The 16,674-nt window shown below is 41.4% G+C and carries 16 protein-coding genes, 2 tRNA genes and 2 pseudogenes; 5 read left to right on the top strand and 15 right to left on the bottom strand.

All coding sequences use genetic code 11. The features are described 5' to 3' along the window. Window positions 1–576 precede the first annotated feature (576 nt). The 3 genes from UB51_RS03915 to UB51_RS28670 form a co-directional block, all read right to left on the bottom strand. Window positions 577–1,146, bottom strand: coding sequence for a hypothetical protein (locus tag UB51_RS03915; RefSeq protein WP_144406946.1), 570 nt, complete (start codon window positions 1,144–1,146; stop codon window positions 577–579). Window positions 1,147–1,265: 119 nt separating this feature from the next. Beyond that, window positions 1,266–2,570: a hypothetical protein gene (locus UB51_RS03910; RefSeq protein WP_044876169.1), complete on the bottom strand. Its 1,305-nt coding sequence runs from the start codon at window positions 2,568–2,570 to the stop codon at window positions 1,266–1,268. A 363-nt stretch (window positions 2,571–2,933) separates the two neighbouring features. Further along, complete coding sequence (locus UB51_RS28670) at window positions 2,934–3,071, bottom strand: hypothetical protein (protein ID WP_234405536.1); 138 nt, start codon at window positions 3,069–3,071, stop codon at window positions 2,934–2,936. Window positions 3,072–3,176: 105 nt separating this feature from the next. On the opposite strand from UB51_RS28670, the gene UB51_RS03900 reads away from it, so the two are divergent. Continuing rightward, the gene (locus UB51_RS03900; protein WP_044876168.1) at window positions 3,177–3,878 is read left to right on the top strand and encodes a Cthe_2314 family HEPN domain-containing protein; all 702 of its coding nucleotides are present in this window, start codon (window positions 3,177–3,179) and stop codon (window positions 3,876–3,878) included. A 169-nt stretch (window positions 3,879–4,047) separates the two neighbouring features. Here UB51_RS03900 and UB51_RS27550 read toward each other — a convergent pair whose 3' ends face one another. Together UB51_RS27550 and UB51_RS03895 are read right to left on the bottom strand one after the other, a co-directional pair. After that, on the bottom strand, window positions 4,048–4,227 hold the full coding sequence (locus tag UB51_RS27550; RefSeq protein WP_144406945.1) for a hypothetical protein: 180 nt from the start codon (window positions 4,225–4,227) through the stop codon (window positions 4,048–4,050). Between the two features lie 36 nt (window positions 4,228–4,263). Next, window positions 4,264–4,473 (bottom strand): hypothetical protein, encoded by a 210-nt coding sequence (locus UB51_RS03895; RefSeq protein ID WP_044876167.1) that lies wholly within the window; start codon window positions 4,471–4,473, stop codon window positions 4,264–4,266. Between UB51_RS03895 and UB51_RS29240 the strand changes: the two are divergent. The 3 genes and pseudogenes from UB51_RS29240 to UB51_RS28660 all read left to right on the top strand — a co-directional run. Further along, window positions 4,445–4,615, top strand: a pseudogene (locus UB51_RS29240) (Arm DNA-binding domain-containing protein); the annotation flags it as partial. The gene UB51_RS03895 and the pseudogene UB51_RS29240 overlap by 29 nt on opposite strands. Window positions 4,616–4,624: 9 nt before the next feature. Next, on the top strand, window positions 4,625–5,107 hold the full coding sequence (locus UB51_RS28665) for an N-terminal phage integrase SAM-like domain-containing protein (protein WP_234405535.1): 483 nt from the start codon (window positions 4,625–4,627) through the stop codon (window positions 5,105–5,107). Further along, window positions 5,031–5,399 (top strand): tyrosine-type recombinase/integrase, encoded by a 369-nt coding sequence (locus UB51_RS28660; RefSeq protein WP_324607745.1) that lies wholly within the window; start codon window positions 5,031–5,033, stop codon window positions 5,397–5,399. Before UB51_RS28665 ends, UB51_RS28660 begins: the two co-directional genes overlap by 77 nt. Window positions 5,400–5,594: 195 nt before the next feature. Here UB51_RS28660 and UB51_RS03885 read toward each other — a convergent pair. The 3 genes from UB51_RS03885 to UB51_RS28435 all read right to left on the bottom strand — a co-directional run bounded on the left by UB51_RS03885 (window position 5,595) and on the right by UB51_RS28435 (window position 6,025). Then, a tRNA-Ile gene (locus tag UB51_RS03885) sits at window positions 5,595–5,668 on the bottom strand. 44 nt (window positions 5,669–5,712) lie between these two features. Continuing rightward, window positions 5,713–5,789 (bottom strand) — tRNA-Met (locus UB51_RS03880). Between the two features lie 71 nt (window positions 5,790–5,860). Then, entirely contained in the window at window positions 5,861–6,025 is a 165-nt protein-coding gene (locus tag UB51_RS28435; protein ID WP_199924983.1) for a hypothetical protein, read from the bottom strand. Window positions 6,026–6,324: 299 nt separating this feature from the next. On the opposite strand from UB51_RS28435, the pseudogene UB51_RS26815 reads away from it, so the two are divergent. Then, a pseudogene (locus UB51_RS26815) lies at window positions 6,325–7,654 on the top strand (IS3 family transposase); the annotation flags it as partial. 80 nt (window positions 7,655–7,734) lie between these two features. Here the strand turns inward: UB51_RS26815 and pyrE are convergent. The 7 genes from pyrE to pyrR all read right to left on the bottom strand — a co-directional run bounded on the left by pyrE (window position 7,735) and on the right by pyrR (window position 16,461). Next, the gene (gene pyrE, locus UB51_RS03865) at window positions 7,735–8,376 is read right to left on the bottom strand and encodes an orotate phosphoribosyltransferase (protein WP_044876165.1); all 642 of its coding nucleotides are present in this window, start codon (window positions 8,374–8,376) and stop codon (window positions 7,735–7,737) included. Beyond that, window positions 8,373–9,110, bottom strand: coding sequence for an orotidine-5'-phosphate decarboxylase (gene pyrF, locus UB51_RS03860; RefSeq protein WP_044876164.1), 738 nt, complete (start codon window positions 9,108–9,110; stop codon window positions 8,373–8,375). The genes pyrE and pyrF overlap by 4 nt, the downstream gene beginning before the upstream one ends. A gap of 17 nt (window positions 9,111–9,127) precedes the next feature. Beyond that, complete coding sequence (carB, locus tag UB51_RS03855) at window positions 9,128–12,349, bottom strand: carbamoyl-phosphate synthase large subunit (RefSeq protein WP_044876163.1); 3,222 nt, start codon at window positions 12,347–12,349, stop codon at window positions 9,128–9,130. Next, a complete protein-coding gene (carA, locus tag UB51_RS03850; protein WP_044876162.1) occupies window positions 12,342–13,481 on the bottom strand; it encodes a glutamine-hydrolyzing carbamoyl-phosphate synthase small subunit in 1,140 nt (379 codons plus the stop codon). The genes carB and carA overlap by 8 nt, the downstream gene beginning before the upstream one ends. 94 nt (window positions 13,482–13,575) lie before the next feature. After that, on the bottom strand, window positions 13,576–14,865 hold the full coding sequence (locus UB51_RS03845) for a dihydroorotase (RefSeq protein WP_044876161.1): 1,290 nt from the start codon (window positions 14,863–14,865) through the stop codon (window positions 13,576–13,578). Between the two features lie 103 nt (window positions 14,866–14,968). Then, window positions 14,969–15,880 (bottom strand): aspartate carbamoyltransferase catalytic subunit, encoded by a 912-nt coding sequence (locus UB51_RS03840; RefSeq protein ID WP_044876160.1) that lies wholly within the window; start codon window positions 15,878–15,880, stop codon window positions 14,969–14,971. Then, window positions 15,880–16,461 (bottom strand): bifunctional pyr operon transcriptional regulator/uracil phosphoribosyltransferase PyrR, encoded by a 582-nt coding sequence (gene pyrR, locus UB51_RS03835; RefSeq protein ID WP_044876159.1) that lies wholly within the window; start codon window positions 16,459–16,461, stop codon window positions 15,880–15,882. The genes UB51_RS03840 and pyrR overlap by 1 nt, the downstream gene beginning before the upstream one ends. Window positions 16,462–16,674 lie beyond the last annotated feature (213 nt).

Raw genomic sequence — 16,674 nt, 5'->3', positions numbered from 1 at the left:
AACGTCCGCAGCAAAAATGCTTTGCTCTTTGCTTTAAAAGCATACGTACTTTGTTATTATAGAAGAAGGACAAGACCATTTTACCCATCCACTAAAACTAGAGTCAACGATCTATGATGGGATTTATGGATACAATCAAACTATTCCTTGTAAATGCTCACGTTCCTTACCTATCTTTAATAAGGATACAAGTAGCCATTTAATTGATCCATTATTACTAAGTCGGTTGTTGGATTTGAATGAGCTACCGCTTCACATTCACCCCTGCAAAAAGGACAAGAAAGTATCTTATCTATAGCACTAATTCTATCAACCAGAAACGAACTGTTACAATCGTCATTCAAGCATTCCCATTTTTCCAAGACTTGCTCCATTTTATCGCCCCGAATCATATAGTGATTTATTAACTAGGTGGACATAGAAAAGGCGAAAAGATTTACGCCCCAGTTTAATGCCGCATTCATGCAGCTGTACGTGTCATTATCGCCTGATTTCTACAATACAAATATATCATGCCTAAACCCTACTGAACGGCCATTGTACGGTCAAATGTCAGTCAAAAAACGGTCAGAGCTATTAATTGAGATGCACAATCTCTATACTAGGAAAGCTATCATCTAGCTCGGTTTCATCAATAATGATTTGTTCTTCTATTTGTGGTGCATTATTTGGAACACTCTTCCTCATTTCCTCAATTACCAACTTTAAAAAACTATAATCTCCTTGTAACATAAATTTTAATTCTCTCTCAGAAAATTTCACATGATGCAAAGTGATTTCTGTTTCCTCGGAATATCCATGACGCATTATTATACTTTTATCCTCTTCTGTGAATGTTTGATCATCTGGAGTGAAGATTATGAACCACGACTCTTTAGATCGATCATCGCCTCTTTTTATATATCTATCAATCCTATTTCTTACAAGATATTTATTTATATTATTGAAAAGACTTATAACAATTTGCTGATTAGGTGAACTTAGCTCCTCTGATAATATCGTAAGTTCACGACCTATACTTCTTGAAACATTCATATTTATATGCTCACTTATTCCGGTCAATATTCCATAATAATGGGTGTTTTTATCAACATCGAAAAATGGTAGCCCACGAACTATATAGGAGTCATTTGTTAAACTTAACATATCTTTTTCAATAACATCTTTTTCTACGAGCTTTTCTAAATAATATGGATTAATATCTTCTCGTAATCTTGATACATTTAATCTAGAAACTGAATTAATATGCTGTTCTAGTGCAACGTCTACCTAAATAGACCTTGTTTTGAGAATGTAATATAGCAAACTAATGGAGTAGAAAATAACACTCTAGAGATTGTTACAATACTTGTGTCGTTATTAATCACGGACATTTTTTTTGAGTAATTTATATTTGCGTACCCTTGAATTTGATTTAATTTTTTAATTGCGCTAAATAATTCAAATTCTCTTGAAATAATAATTCCGGTTATTGTCATTATTGGCTTAAAATTATCTGGGACGTTACCCTTCAAAATCTCAGTCGAACTGGCAGCATCCAACTTCTGTACTCTTGTATGTTCTGTTTCAGACCCTTCCTTTAAATTAATCATCACTAAATCCATGAAATTTGAAGTTGTAATAGTCCAATTAATTATATCTTGTTGAGACATTTTGACATCAAATAATGAATCATAATCTCCTGATTGTCTGAGCATATACGCATATGACAAAAATCCAGCTAAAATAGCAATAACATATTTAGGGGAACTTGTATTTGTCTCAGTCTGAATTATTTCGTGAATACGATTTAAATTCTCTTTGAGTTGGTTTTCAAAACTGGATCTTCTTTGAGATTCATCAACTCCATAATTATTCAGGTCTGCATTTTCCAGTGCTGACCTCATATCTATTATTATTCTCTGTAGGTCATCTCCACCAAAATCGTTATAAAAAATTACATACAGCCATGCAAATGGATTTTCATAACTTTTCTTCCCTCTCCCTAGTTCAGGACGAACAAGAAACTCCTCTCTCTCAGATTGACAAATATCATCTATTGTTGTTAGGAATATTTCTAGAGAGTTTGGAGTAAAATGCCCCAAAGTTGTTTCTTCATCCTCTGAACTGATACTTTTTTTTATATCTTCATTCTCAATAATAGTTGATTTATAATTTTCGACCATTGAAGCAAATGAATTATGCAAGGAATAGTACATGTTACTAACACAAGTTCTAAACTGATTTTGAATAAGATTGATCTTAGCTGCATTATTATTTTGTAGTGCAGATTCAAAAAATATTTTAGCTCTTGAAACTATGTATGAATGGAAGTTCTGATGAAACTTCTCCTTTTCTCCACTATCTAACTTTTCAAAACAAATTGTCATTTCTGTGACTATTGCTTTTGCACCTTGTCTTCGTAAGACTGTGACATTTCCGTAAGTTTCAGTAAAACTAATAATGAACCCTTCTTTTTTTAAATACTCAATAACCCGCGGCATTGGAAAAGTTAAATTTTGCGCTGTTTCTGCCAGTTCAAAAATAACTTCGTGTAAAAAGTCGTTTCTTGTAATAATTATGTCTGCCATTATTACCCCTCCTATTTTCCTTATATTGTTATTCGCGTTAATAAGATGGATTCCCTTTTTACAACAAAAAAAGACTGGATTTCACCAGTCTCAAATATTATTCTTTATCAATCAGCACCTCAAGCCTTAATGCACACGCCAAAACATAAATTGCCCGCGAATTTCACCCGCCGATACTTCCGCTCACTCATCCCAAATTCCCCACAGAGAATCGAATCATACTCATCCTCATAATCATATATCGCCGCTCTATAATCTCTCGTTTCGCCTTCTTAAGCCTCCCCATTGCTAAATCCAATAACTTCGACTGTTGCTCCAATTCCGCTGCTCGATCCGTGGTTCCGGGCTTGCCGTTAGTGCTGCCTAGCGCCGCACGAATCCAATCTGCCGGTACACACGAATCGTTTCCAGATGCTCTTCCACCCTACGACGGGTTTCAATTTCGTCGATCGAGAGGATGTCAAAAGCCAGTTGAATTGCTTGTTTATCGCCTTTCCCCATGATAATCCCCTCACTCATGTTATAATCAAAGTGAGGAAATAGTTACTTATTGACCCCGCGGGCCGACCAAGGTGCGGGGTATTACTATTAGTAGGAGGTTAAACCATGTATGATATACCTTTCCCAAACCCAGATGAAATGCAACAATTAAAAGAATTGGCTACTTACTACAAATTTCACGCAAAAGATTTTATAAAACAAGAGTTTATATCTTTTTTTGATGAGGAAGCAATTGAAATCAATACATGGGTAAGAATGCTCGCACAACGCCTGCATGAAATTAATTTTAGCTATATTATGTCCTCTTATTATTACGAGAGAGGTATACCTGATGAACCTTATTACGATAAAGAAACGAATAAATATTTCCCTGAATTCACAAGTGAACACTGGACCAATAAAGAAGGTTTTGAATTTTATAGTGAAGTTTTTTTGTTCAAAGCTTCTTCCGCTTTAGATACGATGGCCCATATTCTCTCAATTAACTTTGAAATGAAATGGGATGGTAAGATGATTTACTTTGGCCCTGCTGTTCAAAAACTAAAATTAATTGATCCAAGCAGATTTAATAAGCTAAACGCAATAATCAAATCTGAAAACTTTAAAAGAATTAAAATACTTAGAAATAATTCAGCACATAATATTTCTCCTGGTCAAGTAGATTCGGGTATATATAAGGATAAAAACGGCATTACAATATCTTCAATAGGTCGTTATACAAATGTCTCAAAAAGATATGAGTTAATGACAGCCTATAAAGACAGTGTTTTTGAAATAGTAAATTTAATTAAACAAACCAGCCTCTAGAAACCTGATATTTTTCTAATATTATATATTCATAGTAATCTGTCCAACCTGCCGGCTGCTATTGGATTAATCCAAAGAACCTCTTCTCGGCTTGCTCCGCTATTTCTTATTAAAAGGCGGTTGCCCTGTTGGCAAGGGTACCAGTGATCCGGGTTACTTTATTAATGCTCTAACCCGATCGGCCAACTTCCCCAATCCCTCGACACTTCCCGGATCGGCTGATATAATTCCGAACTTCGGCCGTTGACCCCCATTCGCCGGGAGAGTCATCCGTAGTATTCTGCAGTCGCTCCAACTGGCGAAGAGTAGATTCTATCTGCGCTTGCTCCTGCTTATTAGGTTTATTCATCAGTTCCCGATCCTTTCAACCCATAATGACCATGTCTCATATCTCTTCCTCTGCTCCTTCTAGGTGATCCAAGGGATACCACTTCCTCCGAACAGATCCTAATCCATATTTTTCAGTATCTACATTTTCAAATGCTACTAGAGCCATATCTGTTTGTGGCTTAACGTCGTAAACGTTCCCTACTCCCCACTCAGGGTAGATCTGATGCTCAACCTGTATCAGAACTTTATTATCGTCTCGTGCCATCTCTGCTCGTCCTCCTTTTAGGAGAGAGGTTTTACCTCAATCCCGAGACCAACTAACTGGAGAACGAAAGCAAAAATCCAAAGGGGGATTTAAAACTGAAAAGGAGGCTTGGACAGCATGCCATATAAAAATAGCTGAGTTCGAAAAAGGATTGCACGTTGACGACTCAAAAATAACCGTTCGTGAATACTTGATTGAATATCTAGAAACTCATGCAAAGCCTAATTTCAAACCCACGTCATATGACACAGAGCGAACAATTATAGAAGCTCGTATAATACCGGTTCTTGGAAAGATTCGCCTTCAGGCACTTACTCCTAGAGCAATTAAAGCGTTCTATGCGGAGTTGATAAAAAAATACTCTAAAGAATATGTGAAGAATATTCATGGTGTTCTTAAGCGGGCGCTGAGACTTGCCTATAGTGAGTCTGGATTATTGGCTGAGGATGTCATGAGTAAAGTTTCAATGCGGAGTAAAGTCGGATCTTATGAACAGAAAGAAATGAAACACTGGAGCATGGAGGAATTCACACAGTTTCTCGAATCTTCAAAGGACCATGTACATTACATTGTTTTTTTTGACCGTTTACACTGGCATGCGCCGCGGCGAGATACTCGGATTACGTTGGGGTGACATTGACTTTGATCTTAAAGAACTTAAAGTAATCCTGACAGCAAATTGGACAAGAAGCGGACTAGTTATTCAGCGGCCTAAGACTAATGACTCCATACGCCGAGTTAAACTATTCCAAATGATTATTGATGACCTGCTAGAACGGTATGAACAGATACAATCTTATAAAGTAGAATATGGAGATGTATATGAAGATAACGATTTGGTTTGTTGTTATCCAACAGGAGGCTATATAAAGCCTAAAAACGTATCACTGAGGGTATGGACGTACTTGTCCGAAAATCAGGCGTAAAGAAAATCCGATTTTATGATATGCGACACTCTCATGCTTCATTCATGCTGCGGATCGGGATTAATCCAAAAGTTGCCGCTGAACGTATGGGGATGACTCCAGCCATGTTCAATGAGAGGTATCTCATTCATTTTCAAAATGATAAAAGAATAAGACAAACAAAAAAACCCTTGATATACAAGGGTTTTTGGCGTATGGGCCTTGAGGGACTCGAACCCCCGACCAATCGGTTATGAGCCGACCGCTCTAACCAACTGAGCTAAAGGCCCTAAATAAATATGTAAACCACGAAAAAAATAATGGCAGGTTTAATTGGTTGCGGGGGCAGGATTTGAACCTGCGGCCTTCGGGTTATGAGCCCGACGAGCTACCGGGCTGCTCCACCCCGCGTCAGAACACTAATCAATTAGCGACAAGAATTAATATACTACACCTTCACCTAATAAGTCAAGCAAATTTAATTAAGGAATAAATCGAACTCCAAAACGACCGCGACGAGAGCGAAAAATTTCCACTGATCTTGGATCATCATATCCATAAATCCAGCCATCATGTTCCAATCGCTTTGCAAGACAGCCCGCCTGAAATTTGCTCTTATACAGCTTACCGAAATATATCCACTGCATATCCTATCCCTCTTTCTTATGATTAAATAAGGTGTCGATGGCTATTGTTACCTAAGATAGAAGCGTTCATTCATTTAGGGTCATGGATATTTTTTCTTGATAGAATCATTACAGAAATACTTCTTTCTATGAGAAGTTCGCAACGGACAAACGCTATAGGCTCTAAGCAGTATCCTCTAACTAAAGTAAAAGACTTGCCCCTATTTAAACTGTACCCTGTAGAGTAGACACTTTAAAAAAGTCTCTCTATAGGGTACTTTTTATTTATCAAAGAAGAAAATAGGAACGGGGACATAGGAATGAGTAAAAAGATATTTTCAGAGAAAGAGATCGAAGAACTTTCCAAAAATCCTTATGTAAAGTCAGTGACATCCAAAGGAATCACCTATTCAGATGCATTCAAGCAACTCTTTATTTCAGAAAATAAAAAGGGCAAGCTGGCGAGGGAAATATTTGAAGAGTGTGGATTCGATGTAAATGTAATTGGACTCCATAGAGTCCGGTCTTCGGGAAAAAGATGGCGTGCGAACTACCGGGAAAACGGCGTATTGGGTCTGCATGATACAAGAAGCCAATCATCAGGAAGACCCCTTAAAAGGGAACTGACACTGGAGGAGAAGAATGCCAGGCTCGAAGCGCAAAACACCTTATTGAAAGCGGAGAACGAGCTATTAAAAAAGATCCGTTTTGCGGGATGGGGGCTGAAAGACAAGTAGAATTGCCACCTTGTCAGAAATATAACCTAATCCGTACAGTGATCAAGAAATACCATCTTCACCGGATGGTGAACTATTTATGTAAGATGGCCGGGATCTCTAGAAGCGGCTATTACCGGCATTGGTCTTCCGCATCAGAGGAAACGCGGAACCAAAGAGAACAGAAAGATGAACAGGTAAAAGGAAATATACTAAAAGCCTTCCGTTTCAAAAAACGTAAGAAAGGAGCCCGTTCTATAAAGATGACACTGGAGGGGCAGTTTCAGATTGTATACAATCTGAAACGGATCAGGAGAATTATGAAGAAATACGGCATTGTGTGTCCCTTCAGGAAGGCAAATCCTTATAAAAGGATGATGAAGGCGACACAAGAGCACAGGGTTGCTTCGAACCTATTAAACAGGGAGTTTAAGCAGGGCATTCCCGGTAAGGTATTACTGACGGATATCACCTATTTATATTACGGGACAGGCAAGAAAGCCTATTTGTCAACGATCAAGGACAGTTCAACCAATGAAATCGTGGCTTATCATGTGTCAGATCGAATCACCATGGACCTTGCGACGGAGACCCTTCTAAACCTGAAGAAAAATCGAAGGTTTAAAAAGGCGGAAGGTGCCTTTATTCATTCTGATCAAGGGACACATTATACACACCCTGATTTTCAAAAGCTGGTTAAGCAAATGGGTTTGGGGCAATCGATGTCTAGACGGGGGAACTGTTGGGATAACGCCCCCCAGGAATCCTTTTTCGGCCATTTCAAAGACGAGGCCTCCATCAAACCCTGCACCACTATGGAAGAGCTCAGACGAGAGATTAAGGACTATATGACCTACTACAACTACTACAGATATCAATGGAACTTAAAGAAGATGACCCCCATTCAATACAGGATCATCTTCTCAGGGCAGCGTAGTCTTTTTTACATTTGTCCTTTACCAAGGGTACAGTTTAATTCGGGCAAGTCTTTGTATTCTACTATTCGGTTCGAAGTTATACTCCGTAGGATGTAGGATCTTCTCTCCACGCCTTCAATGACTGTACATCCTCTGATTCGATTTTCCCTAGCTCTAGGGCGACATCCATCAAAGCACCGTAATTAGACAAGCTCTGAAGCCGAATACCTGCCTCTGAGAATGCGTTAACCGCTTGGTCAAGCTGATAGCTGAATATCGCCAGCACAGCCAACGGTAACCCTCCTGCTTCTTTAACAGCTAATGCTGCTTTCAGTGAACTTCCTCCAGTGGAGATCAGATCTTCAATGACAACCACTTTCTGGTTCGGGCTGATTAGACCTTCAATCTGATTCTGTTTACCGTGTCCCTTAGCCTTATCTCGAATATAGGCCATAGGCAGATTCAGCTTCTGTGCTACCCAAGCAGCATGAGGTATCCCTGCTGTTGCTGTACCTGCTATCACTTCTACATCTGGATACTGCTCACGAATGACCGTAGCAAAAGATTCTGCTATGTATTCGCGAATTTCAGGATAAGACATCGTTAAACGATTGTCACAATATATGGGAGACTTAATGCCAGATGTCCATGTAAAAGGCTGTTTAGGACTCAAAGCTACAGCTTCTATCTGTAATAGATGTTTCGCGATTACTTCAGGTATTTCTGTCAACTGACTCACGATTGGATCATCTCCTCAATGATTTGTTCTGTTGCTTCGCGGGGATTCGTAGCCCCTGTAATCGGACGACCCACGACAATGTAATGGCTTCCCTGTCTTATAGCTTCTCCAGGCGTAAGCACTCTAGATTGATCCCCTATGTGACTACCTGCTGGCCGTATTCCTGGCGTTACTGTTATAAAGTCGCTACCACAGGCTTCACCAATTGATGGAACCTCCTGAGCAGAAGCTACAACCCCATGAAGGCCTGCCGAAGCTGATAATTGGGCGTATCTTACAACCGCGTCTTGGATATTACCTGCTACACCAATCTGCTCATTCAATACAGACTGACTTGTGCTTGTTAACTGTGTTACCGCAATGATTAACGGCTTCTTAAGCGAAGTGTCACCAGCAAGTGCATTAGTCATGCCTTCGTAAGCTGCCTGCATCATGTGAGTCCCACCCGCTGCATGAACATTAAACATATCCACACCAAGACGGGTGATGCTCTCAGCACCACCCCGTACAGTGTTAGGGATGTCATGCATTTTCAAGTCTAAGAAAACCGAGTAACCCTTAGATTTCAGTTCCCGCACAAAGTCCGGGCCTGCAGCATAGAACAGCTGCATCCCGACCTTCATATAGCAGGGGATTCCCTGTAATTGATCTATTAATTGAGAAGCCTGTGTGGCATCTGGATAATCCAGTGCCACGATCAGACGACCTGCCATGTTGTTATATTCATTATTCATAGAATCCACAGACCTCCTTATTGCCCAATAAATGCTGGCATAGCTTGGGATGAGAAGTTGATGGTATCTAGCATAATAAGTAGTGCTCTTACAGTATCCAGTGAAGTCATACATACAATGCCATTCTCTACCGCCTCACGACGAATTCGGAATCCATCACGCTGTGGCATTTTACCCTTCGTCAATGTATTAAATACGAATTGCGCTTCACCATTACGGATCAGATCAAGAATGTTCGGCGTTCCATCGCTCAACTTTTGAACCGTTGTTACATCAAGTCCTGCATCATTGAGAGCTTCTGCCGTTCCGCCTGTGGCATATATTTTATAACCTAATCTCTTAAAGCCCCTAAGAAGTTCTACCGCTTCTTCCTTATCTTTATCCGCTACGGTTGCAATGATCGCTCCCGTTGCTGGTATTTTCATACCTGCTCCAATCAAGCCTTTATACAGTGCTTTAGCATACTGAAGATCACGTCCCATGACTTCACCCGTGGACTTCATCTCAGGTCCTAGCGTAGTATCTACACTGCGTAGTTTGGCGAAGGAGAATACAGGTACTTTCACGGATACATAATTACTTTCTGGCCATAGTCCCTCTTGGTAGCCTGCATCTTTCAGCTTCGTACCTAGAATTGCCTGCATAGCTAGGTTAGCCATTGGAATCGTTGTTACCTTGCTCAAGAATGGAACCGTACGTGATGAGCGTGGATTAACTTCGATCACATACACTTCGTCCTTATAGATAACAAATTGGATGTTAACCAGACCAATAGTTTTGAGCTCCTTAGCTATCTTAATCGTGATGTTCACGATTTTTTCTTTCAAATGATCTGCAAGATGCTGTGGAGGATAGACTGCGATCGAGTCGCCTGAGTGGACTCCTGCGCGTTCAATATGCTCCATAATTCCTGGAATCAGTACGGTATCGCCATCACAGATCGCATCCACTTCTACTTCTTTACCCATCATGTAGCTATCGATTAACACAGGATGCTCAGGATTAATCTTCACCGCATGTTCCATGTAATTGAGCAATTCCGCATCAGAATATACAATTTCCATTGCGCGTCCACCTAAGACATAAGAAGGACGAACCAGAACCGGATAACCGATGATATCGGCTGTCGCAACAGCTTCACCAACAGAAGTCACTGTTTTACCATGTGGTTGAGGAATATTCAGGCGGGATAATAACGCCTCGAATTTCTTACGATCTTCCGCTTCATCAATACTTTCCAAGCTCGTACCCAATATTTTAACACCTGCTGCACTCAGTGGTGCTGCTAAGTTAATAGCGGTCTGACCTCCGAATTGCACAATAACACCAACCGGCTTCTCTTGTTCAATTACATTCATAACATCTTCGAAGAATAAGGGTTCAAAGTATAGACGATCCGATGTGTTAAAATCAGTCGACACCGTCTCTGGATTGTTATTAATAATAACAGCCTCGTAACCCGCCTTCTGAATGGCCCACACCGCATGTACAGTCGAATAATCGAACTCAATACCTTGACCGATCCGTATTGGACCTGAACCCAGCACAATGATTTTCTCTTTCGACGTCTGAATCACTTCATTCTCTGTCTCATAAGTAGAGTAATAGTAAGGTGTCGAAGCTTCAAACTCCGCTGCACATGTATCAACCATTTTATATACCGGGCGCAACTTATGACCCAGTCTGAATTCACGAACTTCTGCTTCAGAGACATGCTTAGTCGATGCTTGATTCTGCTTGCGAATCTCGGCAATCGATTTATCCGTAAAACCAAGTCGTTTGGCTTGATACAACGTCTCATATGAGAGTATTTGTTCTTCTTGAATTCGTGTCTCGAAATTGATAATTCCTTCGATTTTATCTAGGAACCACCAGTCAATCTTCGTTAAATCTTGAATTTGTTGAAGCGTATATCCGCGACGGAACGCTTCTGCAATCAAGAACATTCTTTCATCATCTGCTTTGACAAGACGCTCATTAAGCACGTCTTCACTTAGTGCTTCAGCACCCTCAAGATGGAAGCGATGAACACCAATTTCAAGTGACCGGATCGCTTTATGAATGGATTCTTCAAAAGTACGACCGATCGCCATAACTTCGCCCGTTGCCTTCATTTGTGTTCCAAGCTTACGGTTAGCGTGAATAAATTTATCAAACGGCCAGCGCGGGATTTTGCTTACAATGTAATCAAGTGTTGGCTCGAAACATGCATAAGTTTGTCCCGTTACTGGGTTTGTAATTTCGTCGAGCGTGTAACCCATAGCAATTTTTGCAGCCATCTTAGCAATCGGATAACCCGTTGCCTTCGAAGCTAGCGCCGATGAACGACTCACCCGTGGATTAACTTCAATAACATAATATTGATAGCTTTGTGGATCTAGTGCGAACTGGACATTACATCCACCTTCAATATTCAGAGCGCGAATAATTTTGAGAGACGCGGATCTAAGCATTTGATACTCACGATCTGACAACGTCTGGCTAGGTGCAACTACGATACTGTCCCCAGTATGAACGCCCACCGGATCGAAATTCTCCATGTTACATACAACAATACAGTTATCGTTTGCATCACGCATGACTTCGTACTCTACTTCCTTTAGTCCAGCGATACTCTTCTCGATAAGGCATTGTCCGATTGGGCTGTAACGAATTCCAGAGACGACCGTCTCACGTAATTCTTTTTCTGTGTCACAAATTCCTCCACCCGTTCCACCAAGGGTATATGCTGGCCGTACGATAAGTGGATAACCAATCTCACTCGCGAAATCGAGTGCTTCTTCAAGGCTAGTTACAATATCGCTCTCCGGAACGGGTTGTTCCAGCTCGCGCATTAATTCTCTGAATAGATCGCGATCCTCGGCTTTCTCGATCGATTCAAGTTGTGTTCCTAGCAGTTTCACATTCTCTTGCTCTAGAACTCCTGCACGAGCAAGTTCAACCGCCATGTTAAGCCCTGTTTGGCCTCCAAGTGTAGGAAGCAATCCATCCGGACGTTCTTGACGAATGATTTGCGTAACAAATTCTAATGTGATCGGTTCAATATATACTTTATCCGCCATATTCGTATCCGTCATAATAGTCGCAGGGTTACTGTTGATTAATACAACCTCCATGCCTTCTTCCTTCAGAGCTTGACAAGCTTGTGTACCGGCATAGTCAAATTCAGCGGCTTGACCAATGACAATCGGACCAGATCCGATAACGAGTATTTTCTTTAATTGAGTATTTTTAGGCATTTTGTAATGCTCCTTTCACGGCTGCGGCTAATTCGGCTTGACGCGGTTTAGCTGGGTAGTTGATTTTATGATCCGCAATCATTTGCAGGAATTCGTCGAACAGATAGCTACTATCTTGGGGTCCAGGTGCCGCTTCCGGATGATACTGCACAGAGAATGCTGGATAGTTACTATGTTTTAGACCCTCAATGGTCTTATCATTATTGTTAATATGCGTAACTTCTAAATCTGTGTTGAGAATAGACTCTTCATTGACTGTGTAACCATGGTTTTGTGAAGTAATATAGCAACGGTTGCTAGACAATTCCTTCACAGGATGGTTACCCCCACGGTGACCGAACTTTAATTTCTCCGTATCTGCACCACAAGCAAGAGCAAATAATTGATGCCCTAGACAAATGCCGAATATCGGGTATTTCCCAAGAAGCTCAGATACTGTTTTTACTGCTTGAGGTACATCCTTAGGGTCCCCAGGACCATTAGATAATAGAATACCATCTGGACGTAAACGGCTAATTTGCTCCGCAGTAGTGTCTTGAGGGACAACAACAACATCACAACCACGTGCTGAAAGTTCGCGTAGAATCCCACTTTTAGCTCCAAAATCAACAAGTACGATCCGTTCTTTTGATCCAGGGCTATTGTACGTATACTTTGTAGATGTGCGTGCTACTTGATCTCTCAGAACTTCACTACCCACTAATCTTTCTTGTAACTCTGCTACAGAGGCAGCAGAAGTTGTTAGAAGCCCTCTCATTGTGCCATAGCTACGAATGATACGAGTTAACATACGCGTATCAATCTCACTAATACCTACGATTCCATGTTCCTTCAACAGATCATCCACGCTGTACTCTGCACGCCAGTTACTTGGTGTAGGCTCATGACGGCGCACGACAAATCCATGGATAAATGGTGCTACAGACTCGAAATCGTCACGAGTAATTCCGTAGTTACCAATTAGTGGATGAGTCATCGTTATAATTTGGCCACAGTAAGAAGGATCCGAGAGAACCTCTTGATAACCTGTTATTCCTGTATTAAATACAACTTCACCTGTAGATTCACCCTCTGCTCCAAAAGCCAACCCTGTAAACAATGTCCCATTCTCCAATAACAATCTTGCCTGCATTCCATCCCACTCCCTCTGTCATGTACTTCTAGTCCGATATTTTAAATTTATCCATATGAGATCCATGTTTATTGTGTAGTTTGTGCGTTATTGTCTACTCTGACCAGACGATGTTGCCATTTACCCACGTTGTGACTGGCCATCCTTTTAATTTCCATCCTGTAAAAGGTGTATTCTGTCCTTTGGAGACGAACTCCTTCGGGTTAACTTCCCTTTCAGCTTCCAAATCAATCATTGTTAGATCAGCCGGACTTCCTTCCACAAGCCGCCCCGTAGATAAACCGAATACTTTAGCAGGATCAGCAGTCATACGTTGCACTAGCAAGGATAAATCCCATAACCCAGTCGCTACGAACTTCGTATACAGAAGTGGGAACGCAGTTTCGAATCCCACAATCCCAAACGGAGCAAGCTCCATTCCTTTTGCCTTCTCCTCAGCACTATGTGGAGCATGATCCGTCACAATCATATCCAGTGTTCCATCTAACAAACCTTCGATGCATGCCTCCACATCTCGTGGTGAACGCAGCGGAGGGTTCATCTTCCAGTTCGCATCTAGACCCGGAATATCTTGTTCGGACAACACCAAGTGATGCGGGCATACCTCAGCAGTAACATGAATACCAATGGCTTTCGCTTGGCGAATCAACCGCACCGATTGTTCAGTACTAACATGGCACACATGATAATGAACACCAGTGGCTTCAGCTAACAGAATATCCCTACCAACATGTATAGCTTCGGATTCGTTAGGAATTCCCTTCAAACCATGTCTATTAGCGAAATCTCCTTCAGCCACACATGCACCAACTACCAGTGAATTATCTTCACAGTGTGCTATAACTGGCATATCAAGTGCGGCTGCCTTATACATCGCATCCTTCATCATTTGCGCACTCTGCACACCAACGCCATCATCGGTGAACCCAATCGCTCCTGCTTCTTTCAATGCTGCGAAATCCGTTAACTCACGTCCAAGCTCACTCTTCGTAATAGCTGCGTAAGGTAGAACCTTTACAATTCCAGCTTCACGTGCCTTCTCAAGCACAAGCTTAATTACATCTGGATGATCCGTTACAGGCCGCGTATTGGGCATGCAGGCAATGGTTGTAAATCCACCTTTTGCCGCTGATCGACTCCCACTTTCAATCGTTTCTTTATGTTCGAAGCCAGGTTCACGTAAATGGACATGCATATCAATGAATCCTGGAGTTACTAGCCTACCTTTTGCATCCACAATCTCTGCTGCTTCTTGTTGAAGGTTGGACACCTCTACATGACCATCCAATAGAGATTTAATTGTGCCATTCTCGAGTATAATATGTTTACTCTCTTGCATACCTTGCTCATTGAGAACACTTGCATTCATGATTATAGTTACCATAATGACCTCCGCTCATTGATTGCTCCATAATTCTCTCAATCTATTGTATAATAATAATTCATATTTGTGTATATTTATTAATTTTTTTATCGTCTATTTTTTCTTAATTCCTCAAAGCGCGTTCAATAACCGCCATTCGAATGGGCACGCCATTACTCATTTGAGGAAAAATCATAGACTGTGAACTCTCCACCACAAGATCATCAATCTCAACATTACGATTCACCGGTGCAGGATGCATAATGATCGTATCCTTGGATAACTTAGCTGCTCTTGCTTCTGTCAAACCATATTGCTCTCTATATGCCGCAGCGGATTTCAGGATACCTGTTGCATGACGTTCGAGTTGAACTCTAAGCATCATAACTACATCCGCTTCCATAGCTTCATCCATCGATACATACGCTGCGTGTTGTTCAAGTTCAGGTGCTCTCATACTGTTAGGTGCGCAGAACCTTACCTCCGCTCCGAACTTCTTCAATGCCCAAAGATCTGAACGAGCCACTCTACTGTGCTGTATATCTCCAATAATGGACACTTTCAGACCTTTAAGGTATCCAAATTTCTTACGCATTGTGTACAGATCCAGCAGTGCCTGAGTTGGATGTTCATTGTTACCGTCTCCAGCGTTAATCAAGGGCACATTAACGGTCTCGGCAAGATTCTGTAGAACCCCATCTGGCTTTAAGCGAATGACTCCAGCATCAATACCCATGGATTCAAGCGTTCGTACCGTATCGTAGATCGATTCACCCTTGTCAACACTAGAAGCTGCTGCTGCAAAATTCAGCACCTGTGCTCCAAGACGTTTCTCAGCCATTTCGAAGGAGAATCGGGTTCTTGTACTATTCTCAAAAAACATGTTAGCCACAAATCGTGAGTTCAGCATAGGAACGACCTTCTCGCTCTGTGCTTCCCAATAAGCTGCTCTATCGAGAATAGATTCGATCTCATTCCGGCTCAAATCCTTTAGACCAAGCAGACTACGTTCTTTCAGATGAGTAGCTGTCATCATTACACTCTCTCCTCTCTATACTGAGAAATCGTTACCTCGTCTTTACCATCTGCTTCTATTAAGGCCACTTCAATCTGTTCATGGTTGGAAGTCGGTACGTTCTTTCCTATATAATCAGGTCTGATCGGTAGTTCTCGATGTCCGCGGTCTGCAAGCACGGCTAATTGAATCATTCGCGGACGCCCACAATCCATCAAAGCATCCATTGCTGCACGGATCGTCCGTCCTGTATACAGTACATCATCAAACAATATAATTTTTTTATCTTGTATACTCACGTTTCCAAGACTCTCTTTCAGTTGGTTAGCTACGTTATTAACGGATGATATCCCCTCTTCACCTGCCTGTACCCGATCATCTCGGTAGCCTGTGACGTCTAGCTCTCCCCAAGGAATCGGCGTTCCTTCGATCTCATGTATCCGTTCTGCCATTCTTTGGGCTAAATATACGCCCCTTGTACGGATTCCGATCAGAATACAATCACCAATACCCTTGTTCTTCTCCAATATTTCATGTGCTATTCTAGTCAAGGCTCGACGAATCGCTGTTTCATCCATAATGACATGTACTTCTTTATTCATAATTCAAGACTCCTTCAGTGTTGGGTTTCCTTTAACATCTCCCGTGACAAACAAAAAACTCCTTACCCAAGTGGCAAGGAGTTCACGAATTCATCCATTACAGAATGAATGAGAGGAGACCGAACGCAATCCAATAAGAGCACATGCTCACACGGATGCTGTTTGGTGAACCTCGGTTCACGTAACCTTGCCAGTCTCACGGGACTGAATTAA

Origin of the sequence: Paenibacillus sp. IHBB 10380 (assembly GCF_000949425.1) — a bacterium.
GTDB lineage: Bacteria > Bacillota > Bacilli > Paenibacillales > Paenibacillaceae > Paenibacillus_AQ.
This window is presented reverse-complemented; position numbering and strand designations above follow the sequence as displayed.